Below are 15,144 nucleotides of genomic sequence, written 5' to 3'. Positions count from 1 at the left end.
CATGATCGGGATCGATGCACAGCGTCTGCTTGGCCGCATCCGGGAACTCGGCGCCGTCGGCCGCGACAGTGAGGAGAGGCTGATCCGGCTCGCCGCCTCCGACACAGACAGACAGGGCCGTGACCTCTTTGTCGGCTGGCTCAGGCAGGCCGGGCTGGAAGTCGCCATCGACCGGGTCGGTAATATCTTCGGCATCTGGCAAAGCCCCGACAATGCCGGGCAGGCGCCGCTGCTCATCGGTTCGCATATCGACACCGTTATCGATGCCGGCATCTATGATGGCTGCTACGGCGTGCTGGCCGGGCTGGAGGTGATCGAGACGCTGCAGGCTTCGGGCTTTTCGCCGTCGCGCCCGGTCGCGGTCGCCGCTTTCACCAATGAGGAAGGCGTGCGCTACACGCCTGACATGATGGGCTCGCTATGCCATGCCGGTGGCGTCAGCGCCAAGGCCGTGCTGGCCGCCATCGGCACGGATGGCAGCGTGCTCGGCCAGGAGCTCGCCCGCATCGGCTATGCCGGCGACCGCGAACCCGGCTTCCTCAAGCCGCATGCCTATCTCGAACTTCATATCGAGCAAGGGCCGGTGCTGGAGCGTGAAGGCGTGCCGATCGGCGCGGTCGAGAATTTGCAAGGCATTTCCTGGCAGCGCATCACCATCGACGGCGCCGCCAACCATGCCGGCACCACGCCGATGTCGATGCGCAGCGACGCCGGCCACGCCGCCGCCCGCATCATCACCTTCCTGCACGATCGGGCCAGGGCTTCAAATGGGCCAACCGTGGCCACGGTCGGCACGATGCGCTTCGAACCCAACGCCATCAACGTCATTCCCGCGCGCGCCGTCTTCACCATCGACCTGCGCGATCCCGACGAACAGCGCCTGCAGGCGCATGAGGCGGCCCTTGCTGCCTATCTCGAGGAGCTTGAGGTTTCGGAGAACGTATCGATCTCGGTCGAGCGGCTCGCCCGCTTCGAACCGGTGCTGTTCGACATCGGCATCGTCGAGCGGATCGAGGCGGCCGCGAAGAACCGCGGTCGCGGCGTCAGGCGCATGACATCGGGCGCCGGCCATGACGCGCAGATGATGGCCCGCCTCGCGCCGGCGGCAATGATCTTCGTGCCGAGCGCCGGTGGCATCAGCCACAATCCGCGCGAACACACTGAAGATGCCGAGCTTGTCGCCGGCGCCAACATCCTGCTTGATGTCGCCAGTGAGCTTGCAAAATAGGTCGGGGAGAAAATGGCTGAGCTCGATCGTGATGTGCTGAAGCAGGAAATGACCGGCTGGCGGCGCGATTTGCACGCGCACCCCGAGTTCGGCTTTGAGGAAAAGCGCACCGCTGCCTTTGTCGCCGCGAAGCTGCGCGAATTCGGGCTGGACGATGTTGCAGAGGGGGTCGGCGGCACCGGCGTCGTTGGCACATTGAAGCGCGGCAGCGGCAACCGGGCGATTGCGCTCAGGGCCGAAATGGATGCGCTGCGCATCACCGAGCAGTCCGCGACCGCCCATCGCTCGCAGAACCCCGGCATCATGCATGCCTGCGGCCATGACGGCCACACCACCATGCTGCTCGGCGCGGCAAAGCTGCTGGCCGCCGAGGGCGGTTTCGACGGCACCGTGCGCTTCATCTTCCAGCCCGCCGAGGAATGGGGCAGGGGAGCGCTGGCGATGCTGGACGACGGGCTGCTGCAGCGCTTTCCCTTCGACGAGATTTTTGGCCTGCACAACATGCCTGGCCTGCCCGTCGGGCATTTCGAGACCCGTGCCGGCCCGTTCATGTCGGCGGAGGACAATTTCGAGATCGTGCTCAAGGGCACCGGCGGCCATGCGGCGCGGCCACATTCCGGGAACGAGACCTTGGTCGCCGCCTGCGCGCTGGTCACCAATCTGCAGACCATCGTCTCGCGCCGGCTGAGTCCCGCCGACATTTCGGTGGTTTCGGTGACCGAGCTGATCACCGACGGCACCCGCAACGCATTGCCCGGCCTCGCCCGCATCCTTGGTGACGCCCGCAGTTTTCGTCCCGAGGTCAGCGCCGAGATCGAGCGCCAGATGCGGGTCATCGCGGCAGGCACCGCCGGTGCCTACAATGTCACCGCCGACGTGACCTATAGCAGGGAATTCGTGCCGCTGCAGAACGATGCCGACCTGGTGGACGCGGCCTTTGTCGCCGCAAGGCGCGTGCTGGCCTATGGCGCCGCCAGCATCGCGGCGGAGCCGATGACCGCCTCGGAGGATTTCGCCCGCTTCCTCGATCACGTACCGGGCTGCTTCGTCTTTCTCGGCAATGGCGAGACCTCGCCGCCGCTGCACAATTCCAGCTACGACTTCAACGATGACGGGCTGTTGCACGGCACGAATTTCCACGCCGCGATCGTCAGGCAAAGGCTGGGCGGCGCGATCGTGAAGTGACGCCTGATCGCCTTCGCAACTGGCCCAAGCGGCACTGCTATCGCCAGCCAGCTGCCGGGTTTAGGGAGATGGCCTGTTGCCGGAGATCGCACGCCGATGGCCAGGGTTTCGCTTCTGGGAATACCGCATGACGAGAACTCGTCCTATCTCAAGGGCGCGGCCGCAGCACCGGCCCTGATCCGGCGCGAACTCAAAAGCGACGCGCACAACTCGTGGAGCGAAACCGGCTTCGATGTGGCGGACAGTTTCGTCGACCACGGCGACATCGACTTTTCAGGCGCCGGCGGTCCATGGGAGCGGATCGAGGCCGAGGTCGGCCGCGCGCTGGATGCCGGCCACCCGTTGATCAGCCTCGGTGGCGATCATGCCATCGCCTGGCCGGTGCTGCGTGCCGTGCGCCGCCGCCATGCCAGGCTAACGATCGTCCAGATCGACGCCCATCCCGACATCTACGATGCCTATCAGGGCAACAGGCGGTCCCACACCTCGTCCTTCGCGCGCATCCTGGAGGAGGGGCTGGCCGACCGGCTGATCCAGATCGGCTCGCACACCCTCGATGATGAGCTTCGTGACCAGCTCAAGCGCTTCGGCGTCGAAATGATCGAGGCGCGGCATTTCAGCGAGGATCTGCAGCTCGATCTCAAGACGCCGGTCTATCTCTCGGTCGATCTCGACGGCCTCGACCCGGCTTGTGCGCCCGGCGTGTCGCACCGCGAGCCCGGTGGTCTTACAACCCGGCAAGTGATCAACCTGATCCAGCGGATCGACCAGCCCATCGTCGGCGCCGATGTCGTCGAATACAATGCAAGCCAGGACGTCTCCAATCTCACCGCGCTGGTTGCCGCCAAGCTGGTCAAGGAGATCGCCGGCATGATGCTCAAGACGCATGGCGCCGGCTGAATCAATCTGGCAGGGCGGCATGGTAGATCATTGTTGCGACTCGCATTTCCAGTGAAAGCCGCCATGCAGCATCCATTGAAAATAGCCATAGCCGGTGCGCTCGGCCGCATGGGCAGGGAGATGGCGCTGGCCGTCGAGACCGATCCCAGGCTGGCGCTCGTCGCCCGCTTTCACAGGCCGGGCAGCGCCGGCGAGGGGCTGGTCGAGCGCGACGAAGCACTGGCGCTTGCGGACGTCGTCATCGATTTCACCACGCCTGCGGCCTCCATCGAATTGGCGAAGACTTGCGCGGCCCGCGGCGGCCCGGCGCTGGTCATCGGCTCGACCGGCTTCGAGCCGGCCGATCTCGCCGCCATCGCTGCTGCTTCGAAGTCCGTCGCCATCGTTCGCTCAGGCAGCTACTCGCTGGGGCTCAACATGCTGGCCGGGCTGGTCGAACAGGCGGCGCGAGCACTTGGTCCCGACACCGACATCGAAATCCTGGAAGCGCATCACCGCATGAAGGTCGACGCACCGTCGGGCACGGCGCTGATGCTGGGCGAGGCGGCCGCTCGCGGACATGGCGTCAGGCTGGACGATGTGGCGAAACGCATCCGCGACGGCCTTACAGGTCCACGCCCTGCCGGCGAGATCGGCTTTGCCGTGCTGCGCGGCGGCAGCATCGTCGGCGAGCACAGCGTGAGCTTGCTGGCCGAGGGCGAGACGCTCACGCTTTCCCATTCGGCGGGCCACCGCTCGATGTTCGCGCGCGGCGCCATTGCGGCAGCACGCTGGGTCGCCGTCCGGCCGCCCCGCGAATACGACATGCGCGACGTACTGGGCTTCACGACCTTTTGAGATGCAAGGGTAACGCAACGAGGGGCGTTGGAGGTCGGAGCCGCCTAGAGAATAGAATATAGCAACAACTACGCCATTTCGCGCCTTCCAACACCGAACCGAACGGTTCGGTTCGCACATTTTTGTGATTGGCAATGGCAGCAACGCACACCCATTTCGGGGTGGTCCGAGCGACGCGAATTCCTCCCAAGGCACGCCACTTGACGGACAGAACTGAAAAATCTGGATTACCTGAAATGACCAAGATCGCACTTACCGCTGCTGCCATCCTCCTTGCCACCGGCACCGCTTTCGCAGGCAGCGACCACTACGGCTCCGACGGCGTCAACCAGCCTGCTGTGACAGCGCCCGCCGGCAACATCGATCACAGTTATACCGCCTCAATCCGCAAGCCGGCCAGCCTCGGCGATTTCACGATCAAGGGCGACTCGAACCAGCCGGAATCCGGCCAGGGCATCTGGGGTCGTTGATTTTCTGGGAAATCGACGACCACAAAGAGCGGTGGGCCCGGCCCACCGCTCTTGTTTTTATGCAATTGATCGGGCCGCAAAGATCTTGAATCAATCCGCCAGCAATTGGTCCTATCTCCTTGTTTGACCGTGGTCTTTTCAAAACACGGTTTGCGGCTGTCACCTGCGGCTAGCCCGTTAGGCAGCTTGGTCTAGCTTAGATCCTTCGGCTTGATGCAATGCGTCAACCGGGCCGCGCCGAAGCCGAGATTCGCCCAGTCGCCGTCGATGACAGAGCGGGCAAGGGCGCCGGTCGGGAATTTCTCTTCAAGTTTCCTGAGAGCAGCCACACTCGATCGCGGACCGGCGAGCCGGCGGGCAAAGTCCTCCAGGCCGGGATTATGGCCGAGCACCAGGAGACAGCCAGCCGATGCGACTGCCTGCTGCACCTCGGCCAGAATGTCGCCAGCCGTGCCTTCGAAAAGCGCCTCGGCGAACTCCACTGTTACGCTCGCCGAAAGTTCCGCCGAGACCAGCCGCCATGTCTCGCGCGTGCGCAGCGCCGGCGACACCAGCGCCAGGTCAGGCAGCCAACTGCGCCGGGCCAGTTCGCGCCCCATCAGCGGCGCCGTCTTCAGCCCGCGCGGCCCGAGCGGCCGGTCGAAATCAGCAAGCGCCGGGTCGTCCCAGCTCGACTTGGCGTGGCGAAGAAGAAGCAGCTGTTTCATCTGTTAGATCTCAGGACCAGGGAATTTCGCGCTGGAAGTCCATGCCGTATCCGCCACCGTATTTAGCGCCAGTAGCGGCATCAAAGGCTGCCGACAAAGTGCCGAAGACGAAAAGGCCGACGCGCCTCTCATCATTGTCCCATTGGACGGCAATATCCGCTTCGGTGATCGCCCAGGCACCCGATCGAATATGAATTGCGCCGATGATCCGCCCAACTACCTCGTCATGCGCTTCGTATAGGTAAAAATAAGCCGTGGCGTTTGCTGGCCCTTCAGTGTCGTCATGTTCAAAGACGCCGGCGAGATCGCCTTTTCTCCGGATCGCGCTGTCAAAAATATCCAAGGGCTTTCAGGTCCTGAAGCGCCTACGGCGTGATCCGCGCCAGATGTTCGAGATCGCGTTCTTCGCGCAGCGGGTCGGGCGCCATCACCACGGAAGTTCCGTTTTCGGCATCGTCGGCGAAATGTGCCAGCACGGTGCGACCGCCTTCCATGTGCGCCTTGCCGTCAGCGACCAGCCCGAGCGCCAGCGCATAAAGCCGGTGCTCGGCCTTCAGCACTCTGGCGGCCAGCGTGTCTTCGTTGTCGCCGACCATCACCGGCACCGCTGCCTGCGCGATGATCGGGCCGTCATCCATCTCTGATGTGACGAAATGCACCGTGCAGCCATGAATGCGAATGCCGGCGCGCAGGGCGCGCGCATGCGTATCGAGCCCTTTGAAGGCCGGCAGCAGGGCAGGGTGGATGTTGAGCATGCGCCCTTGCCACTTCTCGACCAGGCCGCGGGAGAGAATGCGCAGATAGCCGGCCAGCGCCACGATCTCGGCGTTGAACGCAATCAGCGCGGCGTCGATCGCCGCATCATGGGCTTCCTTGCTGGCATGGTCGGCGCGCACGATGACCTTGGTCGGGATACCGCGCGCGGCCGCGATGCCGAGGCCGGCGGCGTTGGCCCGGTCGGAAATGACGCCAACGATCTCGGCCGGATAGGCCGGGTCGCTCGCCGCCGCGATCAGCGCCGTCATGTTCGAGCCGCGTCCCGAGACCAGAACAACCGTGCGTTTCCTGCTCATAGGCCGATCGAGCCCCGATAGATGACGCCGGCGTCGCGCCGCGGAACGATGCGGCCGATCGGCGTCACAGTCTCGCCGGCCTCCTGCAGCACGGCTGCGACCTGTGCCGCCTGGCCGGAGGCGACGACGAGGATCATGCCGATGCCGCAGTTGAAGGTGCGCATCATCTCCTCGGGCGCCACGCCGCCAGTCTTCGCCAGCCAGGAAAACACGGGCGGCACATCGATGGCATTGAGATCGAGTTCTGCGGAAAAGTCCTTCGGCAGGACGCGCGGAATGTTTTCGGGAAAGCCGCCGCCGGTGATATGGGCCAGCGCCTTGATGCCATGCGTGTTGCGGATCGCCTTCAAGATCGACTTCACATAGATGCGGGTCGGCTCGAGCAGCGCTTCGGCCAGCGTCGCCTCATCGTTGAACGGCGCCGGATCGCTCCAGGCAAGCCCGCTGACGCCAACGATGCGGCGCACCAGCGAAAAGCCATTGGAATGCAGGCCCGAGGAAGCCAGGCCAAGCAGCACGTCGCCTTCGACGATATCGTCGGTCGGCAGCAACTGGCCGCGTTCGGCAGCACCGACGGCGAAACCGGCAAGGTCGTAATCCTTGTCGTTATACATGCCGGGCATTTCGGCGGTCTCGCCGCCGATCAGCGCGCAGCCGGCCTGTCGGCAGCCGATTGCTATGCCGCCGACGATTGCCGTCCCCTGGTCGGGGTCGAGCTTGCCGGTGGCGAGATAGTCGAGGAAGAACAGGGGCTCGGCGCCCTGCACGACGATGTCGTTGACGCACATGGCGACGAGGTCGATGCCGATCGTGTCGTGCTTGCCGGCATCGATGGCGATCTTCAGCTTGGTGCCGACGCCGTCATTGGCGGCAACCAGCACCGGATCCGTGAAACCCGCCGCCTTGAGGTCGAACAGGCCGCCAAAACCGCCGATCTCGCCATCGGCGCCCGGCCGGCGCGTCGCGCGCACCAGCGGCTTGATCTTCTCGACCATGAGGTTGCCGGCATCGATGTCGACGCCCGCCTCGGCATAGGTGAGCCCGTTCTTGCGCTTGGCCCGGTCGCCCTTGCTCATCGTCGGCGCATCCCTGTTTCCCTCGGCGGCTCTTCGCATGAATGGTTTCGGGGGGCAAGGATGACGACAGGATACCGGGCTTTTGCCCAAGATAAATACGTGGACAGTCGCCCCTTCACCGCTGGTCCTGCAGCCACAATCCATCTCCATCATCGATCTGCAGAACAAGCATGGCGGGACATGCCTTTGACCATTCCCAACCTCATCACCATCCTGCGCTTCGTGCTGGTGCTGGCAATGCTGAACATGCGCTGGGACTGGGCCTTTGCCGGATTTCTCGTTGCCGGAATTCCGATGGCCCGACGGCTTCATCGCCCGCCGCTTCAACCAGCATTCGAACTCGGCGCCTATCTCGATCCGATGGCCGACAAGGTGCTTCTGGTCTCGATGTTCGTGGTCATGGGCTCCATCGGGCAATTGCCGCTGTGGCTGGTGGTGACCATGGTGTCACGCGATGCGCTGATCATCTGCGCCGTGCTTTTGTCCACGGTCATGGCGCATCCGGTCGAGATGAAGCCGCTCTATGTGTCGAAGGCCAACACCGCCGCCCAGATCGTGCTGGCGCCGTGGTGCTGGGCGAACTTGCCCTTGGCCTCCACCTCGACCCGCTCAGGCCTGCGCTCATATTGCTGTCCGGGGTCTTGACCGTGGCTTCGGCCGCGGCCTATCTCGTGGCTTGGCTGAGGCATATGAGCGGCTATGGCGAAGGCTCCACCCCGGGTAGTTGACAAGAATGCCGCGACTGCCGCGTTAGCAGACGCGGCTGCGTCCCTGGCGTTTCGCCGCCAGATTTTCTTCTGGCTGGGCACGGCAATCTTCCTGGCGCTGTTCCTCTACATTTTTTCCAGCATCCTGTTGCCGTTCGTTGCCGGCATGGTGCTGGCCTATTTTCTCGACCCGGTCGCCGACCGGCTGCAACGCCTCGGCCTCTCCCGGCTGATGGCGACGGTGGTCATCCTGATTGCCTTCATCGTTCTTTTGGTGCTGGCCTTCGTCATCCTGGTTCCGGTACTGGCCACGCAGATGGCCGATTTCGCCAGCAAGCTGCCGGAATATCTGACCCGGCTGCAGTCGCTGATCACCAGCTTCGATCCGAAATGGCTGGAGCAGAAATTCGGCGTCAATGCCAATGGCCTGCGCGACGGGCTGAATTCGCTGCTCACTTCCGGTTTCGGCTTGCTGAGCACCGTCTTCACCTCGATCTGGAGTTCCGGCGTTGCTCTGGTGTCGGTGGTCAGCCTGTTCGTGGTCACTCCGGTTGTCGCTTTCTACATGCTGCTCGACTGGGATCGCATGGTGGCGGTCGTCGACAGCTGGGTGCCGCGCGATTATGTCGGGACGGTCAGGGCGATCTCCAGGGACATCAACACCGCGACCGCCGGCTTCGTGCGCGGCCAGGGCACGCTGTGCCTGGTGCTCGGCGGCATGTATGCCACCGGCCTGACGCTGACCGGGCTGAATTTCGCCATCCTCATCGGCCTCTTCGCCGGGCTGATCTCGTTCATCCCTTATGTCGGCTCGCTGACCGGACTGGTCCTGGCCGTCGGCGTCGCCTTCGTCCAGTTCTGGCCGGACTGGACCATGATCGTTGCTGTCGCCGTGGTGTTCTTCATCGGCCAGTTCATCGAAGGCAACATCCTGCAGCCCAGATTGGTCGGAAAAAGCGTCGGCCTGCACCCGGTCTGGCTGATGTTTGCGCTGTTCGCTTTCGGCGCCCTGTTCGGCTTCGTCGGCCTTTTGATCGCCGTTCCTGCTTCGGCGGCGGTTGCCGTGCTGGTGCGGTTTGCCATTGCCCGCTATCTCGAATCGCCGCTCTACAAGGGACACTCCACCGAGCCCGTCCCGCCGCTGCCCGCCGCTCGCGGTGGCGGGCACCGGTCGCCGCGCGGCTGAACGTGACGGATCATAAGACCGAACCGCCGCGCCAACTGCCGCTCGACCTTGGCCACGGCACCGGCTACTCGCGCGACGAACTGGTGGTGTCGGCCACCAACCGCGAGGCGGCAGCCCTTGTCGATCGCTGGCCGGACTGGCCGTCGCCGGTGATCGTGCTCGCTGGCCCGGCCGGTTCCGGCAAGACACATCTGGGCTCGATCTGGCAGGCGCGGGCCAACGCTGTGGCGGTCGATGCCCAGCGCATCGGCAATGCCATCACCGGGCTTGGCGGCAGGCCCGCGCTGATCGACGATGTCGACAAGACAGCCATCGACGAGGCGGGCCTGTTCCATCTCATCAATGAAGTGCGCGGCGCCGGGGCCACCTTGCTGTTGACGGCGCGGCGCTTCCCCGCCGCCTGGAGGGTGACGTTGCCCGATCTTGCCTCGCGGCTGAAGGCGGCGGCAACCGTCGAGATCCATGAGCCGGACGATTTGCTTCTGGCCGGTGTCATCGCCAAACTCTTCGCCGACCGCCAGGTCGAGGTCGAGCCGCATGTCGTGCAATATCTGGTGCGCCGCATCGAGCGCTCGCTGGCCACCGCCATGCGCGTGGTCGAACGCCTCGACCGCACGGCGCTCGAGCGCAAGACGCCGATCACCAGGGCGCTCGCCGCCGAGATCGTCAGCGCCATGGATGAAGGGCAGGGCGAGTTCGAGGTTTAGGCAGTGGAAGGAGAAGACTCCGCTCCTGTCCCATTTCGAGAAGAAACCTCTGGCATCCATCTTGCAACACTGCGTTTGCCGGCTGACCCCGGTCCTGATCGCGTTCCTGATCGGGTTGTAGGCTCGCCGGGAGTGATGATTGGGGTTCTCGCCCGGCGAGCTTACCTTCAGATAGAATCGCCGCAAGGCCTACGATTGCGCGCCAGCTGTCATTCAGACTTCACCAAGCCGCAAGATCTCATCGTCCTGCATTGAAATGGACCATTAGATGGTCTACTTTTTGGATATGGACCAGAGCATGGTCCATAAAGGAGCGGTCAATGCAGGTATCCGTTACAGACGCCAAGGGGCAGCTCACCGAACTGGTGCGTCGTGCCGAGGCTGGGGATGAAATTATCCTGACCCGCCATGGTCATGCAGCCGTGCGCCTTGTTCCCGTGAAGGCTGCCCCTGACAGGAAAGGCCGCCGGGCATTGCTGGAGGCAATGCGAGCATCCGGCGCTGCCAAGGCAAAGGCCGGGTCGGATGCCGCGCGGAGCCAGGATTTCCTCTATGGCGCTGATGGCCTGCCCGAATGATCGTGGTCGATACCTCGGCCCTGATGGCGATCGTTCTTGCCGAATCTCAATCCAGTGCCTGCATTGCGGCGCTGGAAGCCGAAGACGATATTTTGATCTCGGCTGGCACAGTGGCCGAGGCGCTGATCGTGGCGGATAGGCGCAATGTCGGTGAGGAAATGGCCGGCCTGATCGACGGGCTCGGCTTCGAGGTCACGGCGGTGACACCAGCCTCTGGCCGACGCATAGCCGAGGCGTATGGGCGATGGGGCAAGGGTATTCATCCGGCCGGGCTCAATTTCGGCGATTGCTTTGCCTATGAAGTGGCAAAGGATCGAGCCTGCCGCTTACTCTATGTTGGCGACGATTTTTCGAAGACCGATATCGAGAGCGCTCTATAGAGCTACGTTTATGCCCACAACGCCGCCAGATACCGGACCAGCAGATAGACCACCGTATGCGCTGCCACGTAGCACGCGGCAACGACGACAAAGAACAGCACGCTGGCGGGCCACGAGCGGGGAGGGCCTTGCCTCTTGCTCGGCCGGTTGTTCCAGATCCACAGGGCCGCACAGATAATGGCCCAGACGACGACGAACGGAACCGTGATGCCGATGTAAGCGAAGTAGGCAGGGCCAATCAGCGAAAGCCATGCCTCGAGACCAAGCATCCAGAATCTCCCCTTGCCCGGAGTCTAATGCATGTCGCTCAAAAGTGGTCCCGGTTTTGAGAGAACGACATGCATCAAAACAAAAATCAAAGCGCGTCGCCTGGATACGTTTCAGCGCGACGCGCTTTTAGACCGGCGATAGAAGTGGAAGCGAGGGGATTATCCCTGCGTCGATTTTTAGCCAAACCCGCCGAAGGGATGCTGTTCGATGACACGGGCGCCTGATGCATGTCGCTCAAGTGGCCCCGGTTTTGAGAGAACCGCATGCATCAAACATGCATCAAACAAGACCTCAAGCGCGTCGCGTGAGTCCGTTCAAATGAGACGCGCTTTAGGTCAGATTGGTGCTCCGGTCGCCAAACTCGGCCGTAGCAGGTCTAAAGCGATCGGATCAGCCGCAGACCCTGACCTCTTCGACGACCCTGTGGTGATGGCGCCAGTGCCTGACCAGTTCGATATGGCAGCGGTGATGGCGATGGTGGCGCCGCCATTGGCCATCCTGGTTGTCGCTGTAGTCGTCGCCATAGTCGTCGCTATAGTCTTTGTGGCGCTGGTGATGGCGAAGAATCTGTATATCGCCATCGTCGGACGAATATTGATCGTCGTCATCGGACTGGATAGTCAGACTGGCGGCTTGCGCCGGTGCGATCAAAGCCGCCGTTCCGGCGAACGCGATCATCGAGGCGATGAGAAGGGTTTTCATTGTTTGCTCCTTGGGTTGAACATACACAACTCTCGGAGCGAACTGGTGTTCCAATGTAGGGTCCGATCGGCGAGCGGCTGCTGCTTGGGCAATGCGTGCCGCCATGCGCTACCGGCGAGGCAGCCATTGGCGACCTTGGGAGTGACCTTGGGCAAGGACTGGCTTTGTGGGAAAAAATGGTCGGAGTGGAGAGATTCGAACTCCCGACCCTCTGGTCCCAAACCAGATGCGCTACCAGGCTGCGCTACACTCCGAGCCCTGCGGCGTATACGGTTCCGGACCCTGTCGCGCAACCCCTAAAACATCAAACGGGGCTTGGCGGTCTGCGCTCCCGCGCAATCCTGGCTGCGATCGCCTTGGCCTGGATGCGAGCATTGGCGAAGCAGCCGCGGATGCTTGGCCGCATGCCGGTGAACCACAGGCCCGGCAGTTTCGGGTCGCTGTCGGCGCCGTTGAACAGCGGCACGCCCTTTTGGTCGAGCACGCCGAGCTTGCCCAGCATGGCCTCGAGCCCGGTGCGGTAGCCGGTCGCGGCGATGACGATATCGGGCTGGATCGTCGCGCCATCGTCGAAAACGACCGTGTCGCCGGTAAATTCCCGCACGGTTGGCAGCACGATGATCCTGCGGTCCTTGATGGCATCGACGGCGCCGTCATCGGTGGCGATGGCGGTATAATCCGACGCCAGCCGGCTTGCGCCGCCCGAAGGCGTCGGCGGCAGGCCGTAGGCCGTGAGGTCGCCGAAGGCCCATCGCTGCGTCGCCGCCATCACCGCATCGGCGAGCTTGAACGGCAGCCGCGCCAGGATCGGCGAAAACCGGTGGACGGCGATCTGGCCGAGGCGCTTGGGCAGCAGTGCCGGACCGTTGCGCGCCGACAGCCAGATCTGTCCCGTGCCGGCTGCCGCCAGGTGATTGAGCACGTCGAAGCCGGAATTGCCGGCGCCGACGACCAGCACTTTCTTGCCCGCATAGGCCTTGGCGTCGCCGAATGCGGCCGAATGGATGATGCGTCCGGCAAAGGCCTTCATGCCTTTCCAGGCCGGGATGAAGGGCTGCCGGTCGCGCCCGGTGGCGATGACGACATGGCGCGCCAGCCGCGGCCCGGCACTGGTCCGCACAAGCCAGTGGTCGCCCTCGAAGCCTATCTCCTCGACCGCAATGCCGAACTCGACCGGCAGCCGGTGCATGGCGTGGAATTCGTTCAAATGGCCGATGATGGTGTTTCGGTGCGGAAAGGCAGGGGTGCCGGCAGGAAAGGAAACGCCCGGCAGCGCCGAAAGGTCGCGATGCGTGTTGAGATGCAGTCGCTCGTGCCGCCCGTGCCATGGCTCGGCCAGCCGGGCTTCCTTTTCCAACACCATCACAGGCACGCCGGTCTTGAGCAGCGCATGGGCTGCGGTCAAGCCGGCTGCCCCGGCGCCGATCACGATCGCGCCGTCGAAAATCGCTTGGCTGTCGGCCTCGGCGTGCAAAATCCCTGCGTCCATGCCTCTTTGTGTCACCATCATGACCATGACTTTTGATGCTACGCCAGTGTATCGGGCCGATGCCGCTGCCGAAGCGGCCTGGTTGCAGGCCGCTTCGGCCTTGCCGTCGGCAGTGTTGCACAGTATTGACTGAAATAAGGCGGCGCTACCGCCAACGCAGCTACGAGGTGCCCATGTCCGCGCGAATTTTCAGCCCAGCCAAAACCGCGATGCAGTCCGGCAAGGCCAAGACCGGCCATTGGGTGCTGGAATTCGATCCCGCCCAACGCAAGAAGATCGACCCGCTGATGGGCTACACCACATCGGGCGACATGCTGAGCCAGATCAGGCTGACCTTCGACACCAGGGAAGAGGCGGTGGCCTATGCCGAAAAGCAGGGCCTGGCCTTCCGTGTCGAGGAGCCGAAAGAGACCAAGCGCCGGCAGATTTCCTATGCGGAAAATTTCCGCTATGACCGCAGGATACCCTGGACGCATTGACCGGCGGTCAGCGCCTGGCACATAGACACCAGCCGGCCAAGATATCAAATGCCGGCCAGCGGTCCCGTAGCTCAGCTGGATAGAGCACCGGCCTTCTAAGCCGATGGTCACAGGTTCGAATCCTGTCGGGATCGCCAATTTTGCCGGGTCCATTCCGGACACATAGGTTACGGTTTGTACCTGGCATATGGGTAGCACTCTGAAGGTGTACGAACGAAACAGAACGACCGAGCGCTGCCCTTCCCATCCTGGCGCGTTGCTCGACGACATCGTTCCCGCCGCCGGCAAGACCAAGGTGGAAATCGCCAATCTGCTCGGAATCTCGCGCCCAGCAGCTCTACGATATCATCCGTGAGAAGAAGCCGGTATCGCCTGCCGTGGCCGCCCGCCTTGGCAAGATGTTCGGCGATGGTGCCGCGATCTGGCTCAGGATGCAGGCCGCGTATGATGCCTGGCATGCGGAGCGCGAAGTTGACGTTAGCGCCATCCCGACCCTGCATGCTGCCTGAAGGTAGAGCGCGTTCGCTGACGGCAGCGGTCCCGTAGCTCCGCCGGATAGAGCACCGGCCTTCTAAGCCGATGGTCACAGCTTCGAATCCTGCCAATAATTTCAATACCTTAGGTGAGGCGTCGCGGCGCCGGAGACTGAAGGTCGTCCTTGTTAGCCATCTACCGGTAAAGTTTCGGGTATTTGGCCCTCTCGCTTTGGCAACTTGCCGATCTCTGGGCCGCCATTGCGAAAGCCCTCTCATAGGTATGGATGGCCATGTTGAACTTTCGGGGGTCTGGGGTCAGGTGTTTGTCCCGCCCATCATACAAAAGGACCGGGACGGCGAAAATTGCTTTTCCGTCTTCCGTTGGCCTCAACGCCGGACATCTTTGCCTTACGCCAACGAGGTCACCGGCCATTCTGGCGGCCGAATTTAACCTTGCATCGGACATCCGAGCCAGGAAGTTGATGTTTTGCTGTTCCCCTTGTCCGGCCGAGGCAGCCGACAATGCGAAGAAAATTCCTGCGGTGAATACAGCGAAAGCTAGACGTAGTTTCATTGTGCCCTCCCAAGTTGAGCACAAGAGAGCACGTTTGGACTTGACAGGATAGCCGCGTGTCCAGTGCAAGTTACTGTACGGAACCTTTGCCATACGTCGACTATCAGCCAGTTGTGCGGC

General features: G+C 63.1%; 19 protein-coding genes, 2 tRNA genes and 1 pseudogene. 13 read left to right on the top strand and 9 right to left on the bottom strand.

From position 1 onward, the window contains the following. Position 1: 1 nt before the first annotated feature. From NLY43_RS06605 to NLY43_RS06585, 5 genes are all read left to right on the top strand, one after another. Entirely contained in the window at positions 2 to 1,228 is a 1,227-nt protein-coding gene (locus NLY43_RS06605) for a Zn-dependent hydrolase (RefSeq protein WP_031199436.1), read from the top strand. A gap of 12 nt (positions 1,229 to 1,240) precedes the next feature. Continuing rightward, complete coding sequence (locus NLY43_RS06600) at positions 1,241 to 2,413, top strand: amidohydrolase (RefSeq protein WP_023711898.1); 1,173 nt, start codon at positions 1,241 to 1,243, stop codon at positions 2,411 to 2,413. A 96-nt stretch (positions 2,414 to 2,509) separates the two neighbouring features. Then, positions 2,510 to 3,313 (top strand): agmatinase family protein, encoded by an 804-nt coding sequence (locus NLY43_RS06595; protein ID WP_023711897.1) that lies wholly within the window; start codon positions 2,510 to 2,512, stop codon positions 3,311 to 3,313. Positions 3,314 to 3,376: 63 nt separating this feature from the next. After that, entirely contained in the window at positions 3,377 to 4,150 is a 774-nt protein-coding gene (dapB, locus tag NLY43_RS06590; protein WP_023711896.1) for a 4-hydroxy-tetrahydrodipicolinate reductase, read from the top strand. A 236-nt stretch (positions 4,151 to 4,386) separates the two neighbouring features. Then, entirely contained in the window at positions 4,387 to 4,620 is a 234-nt protein-coding gene (locus tag NLY43_RS06585) for a DUF680 domain-containing protein (protein WP_023684758.1), read from the top strand. 191 nt (positions 4,621 to 4,811) lie between these two features. Here the strand turns inward: NLY43_RS06585 and NLY43_RS06580 are convergent, their stop codons facing one another. From NLY43_RS06580 to purM, 4 genes are read right to left on the bottom strand one after another with little or no spacing between them, the layout of a single operon-like run. Next, complete coding sequence (locus NLY43_RS06580) at positions 4,812 to 5,327, bottom strand: SixA phosphatase family protein (protein WP_023711895.1); 516 nt, start codon at positions 5,325 to 5,327, stop codon at positions 4,812 to 4,814. A 10-nt stretch (positions 5,328 to 5,337) separates the two neighbouring features. Beyond that, the gene (locus NLY43_RS06575) at positions 5,338 to 5,670 is read right to left on the bottom strand and encodes a hypothetical protein (RefSeq protein ID WP_023711894.1); all 333 of its coding nucleotides are present in this window, start codon (positions 5,668 to 5,670) and stop codon (positions 5,338 to 5,340) included. A gap of 22 nt (positions 5,671 to 5,692) precedes the next feature. Continuing rightward, positions 5,693 to 6,400 carry a phosphoribosylglycinamide formyltransferase gene (purN, locus tag NLY43_RS06570; RefSeq protein ID WP_023711893.1) on the bottom strand — a complete coding sequence of 236 codons (708 nt, stop codon included), beginning with the start codon at positions 6,398 to 6,400 and terminating at the stop codon, positions 5,693 to 5,695. Further along, positions 6,397 to 7,476 carry a phosphoribosylformylglycinamidine cyclo-ligase gene (gene purM, locus NLY43_RS06565; protein ID WP_023711892.1) on the bottom strand — a complete coding sequence of 360 codons (1,080 nt, stop codon included), beginning with the start codon at positions 7,474 to 7,476 and terminating at the stop codon, positions 6,397 to 6,399. The genes purN and purM overlap by 4 nt, the downstream gene beginning before the upstream one ends. Positions 7,477 to 7,656: 180 nt before the next feature. Between purM and NLY43_RS06560 the strand changes: the two genes are divergently transcribed. The 5 genes from NLY43_RS06560 to NLY43_RS06540 all read left to right on the top strand — a co-directional run bounded on the left by NLY43_RS06560 (position 7,657) and on the right by NLY43_RS06540 (position 11,034). Continuing rightward, entirely contained in the window at positions 7,657 to 8,121 is a 465-nt protein-coding gene (locus NLY43_RS06560; protein ID WP_348529724.1) for a CDP-alcohol phosphatidyltransferase family protein, read from the top strand. Positions 8,122 to 8,175: 54 nt separating this feature from the next. After that, positions 8,176 to 9,369, top strand: a complete 1,194-nt coding sequence (locus tag NLY43_RS06555) for an AI-2E family transporter (protein WP_023711891.1) — start codon at positions 8,176 to 8,178, stop codon at positions 9,367 to 9,369. A 2-nt stretch (positions 9,370 to 9,371) separates the two neighbouring features. Further along, positions 9,372 to 10,076, top strand: a complete 705-nt coding sequence (hdaA, locus tag NLY43_RS06550; protein WP_023711890.1) for a DnaA regulatory inactivator HdaA — start codon at positions 9,372 to 9,374, stop codon at positions 10,074 to 10,076. A gap of 320 nt (positions 10,077 to 10,396) precedes the next feature. Continuing rightward, on the top strand, positions 10,397 to 10,654 hold the full coding sequence (locus tag NLY43_RS06545) for a type II toxin-antitoxin system Phd/YefM family antitoxin (protein ID WP_023711889.1): 258 nt from the start codon (positions 10,397 to 10,399) through the stop codon (positions 10,652 to 10,654). Next, positions 10,651 to 11,034 (top strand): type II toxin-antitoxin system VapC family toxin, encoded by a 384-nt coding sequence (locus NLY43_RS06540; protein ID WP_023713400.1) that lies wholly within the window; start codon positions 10,651 to 10,653, stop codon positions 11,032 to 11,034. The genes NLY43_RS06545 and NLY43_RS06540 overlap by 4 nt, the downstream gene beginning before the upstream one ends. An 8-nt stretch (positions 11,035 to 11,042) precedes the next feature. Here the strand turns inward: NLY43_RS06540 and NLY43_RS06535 are convergent, their stop codons facing one another. The 4 genes from NLY43_RS06535 to NLY43_RS06520 form a co-directional block, all read right to left on the bottom strand. Beyond that, on the bottom strand, positions 11,043 to 11,303 hold the full coding sequence (locus NLY43_RS06535) for a hypothetical protein (protein ID WP_023701878.1): 261 nt from the start codon (positions 11,301 to 11,303) through the stop codon (positions 11,043 to 11,045). Between the two features lie 391 nt (positions 11,304 to 11,694). Further along, entirely contained in the window at positions 11,695 to 12,006 is a 312-nt protein-coding gene (locus NLY43_RS06530) for a hypothetical protein (protein WP_023689055.1), read from the bottom strand. A gap of 177 nt (positions 12,007 to 12,183) precedes the next feature. Further along, a tRNA-Pro gene (locus tag NLY43_RS06525) sits at positions 12,184 to 12,260 on the bottom strand. 50 nt (positions 12,261 to 12,310) lie between these two features. Continuing rightward, the gene (locus NLY43_RS06520) at positions 12,311 to 13,495 is read right to left on the bottom strand and encodes a flavin-containing monooxygenase (protein WP_023711887.1); all 1,185 of its coding nucleotides are present in this window, start codon (positions 13,493 to 13,495) and stop codon (positions 12,311 to 12,313) included. Between the two features lie 173 nt (positions 13,496 to 13,668). Here NLY43_RS06520 and NLY43_RS06515 point away from each other — a divergent pair, with 173 nt between their 5' ends. The 3 genes and pseudogenes from NLY43_RS06515 to NLY43_RS06505 all read left to right on the top strand — a co-directional run bounded on the left by NLY43_RS06515 (position 13,669) and on the right by NLY43_RS06505 (position 14,483). Further along, positions 13,669 to 13,974, top strand: coding sequence for an ETC complex I subunit (locus tag NLY43_RS06515; protein WP_023670294.1), 306 nt, complete (start codon positions 13,669 to 13,671; stop codon positions 13,972 to 13,974). Positions 13,975 to 14,034: 60 nt separating this feature from the next. After that, positions 14,035 to 14,111 (top strand) — tRNA-Arg (locus NLY43_RS06510). A 50-nt stretch (positions 14,112 to 14,161) separates the two neighbouring features. After that, positions 14,162 to 14,483: pseudogene (locus tag NLY43_RS06505) on the top strand (HigA family addiction module antitoxin). A 160-nt stretch (positions 14,484 to 14,643) separates the two neighbouring features. Here the strand turns inward: NLY43_RS06505 and NLY43_RS06500 are convergent. Beyond that, entirely contained in the window at positions 14,644 to 15,024 is a 381-nt protein-coding gene (locus NLY43_RS06500; protein ID WP_023684767.1) for a hypothetical protein, read from the bottom strand. Between the last annotated feature and the right edge of the window lie 120 nt (positions 15,025 to 15,144).

Origin of the sequence: Mesorhizobium sp. C416B (assembly GCF_030323165.1) — a bacterium.
GTDB lineage: Bacteria > Pseudomonadota > Alphaproteobacteria > Rhizobiales > Rhizobiaceae > Mesorhizobium.
Note: the sequence above shows the minus strand (reverse complement) of the source record. Positions and strands in the feature narration are given on the sequence as shown.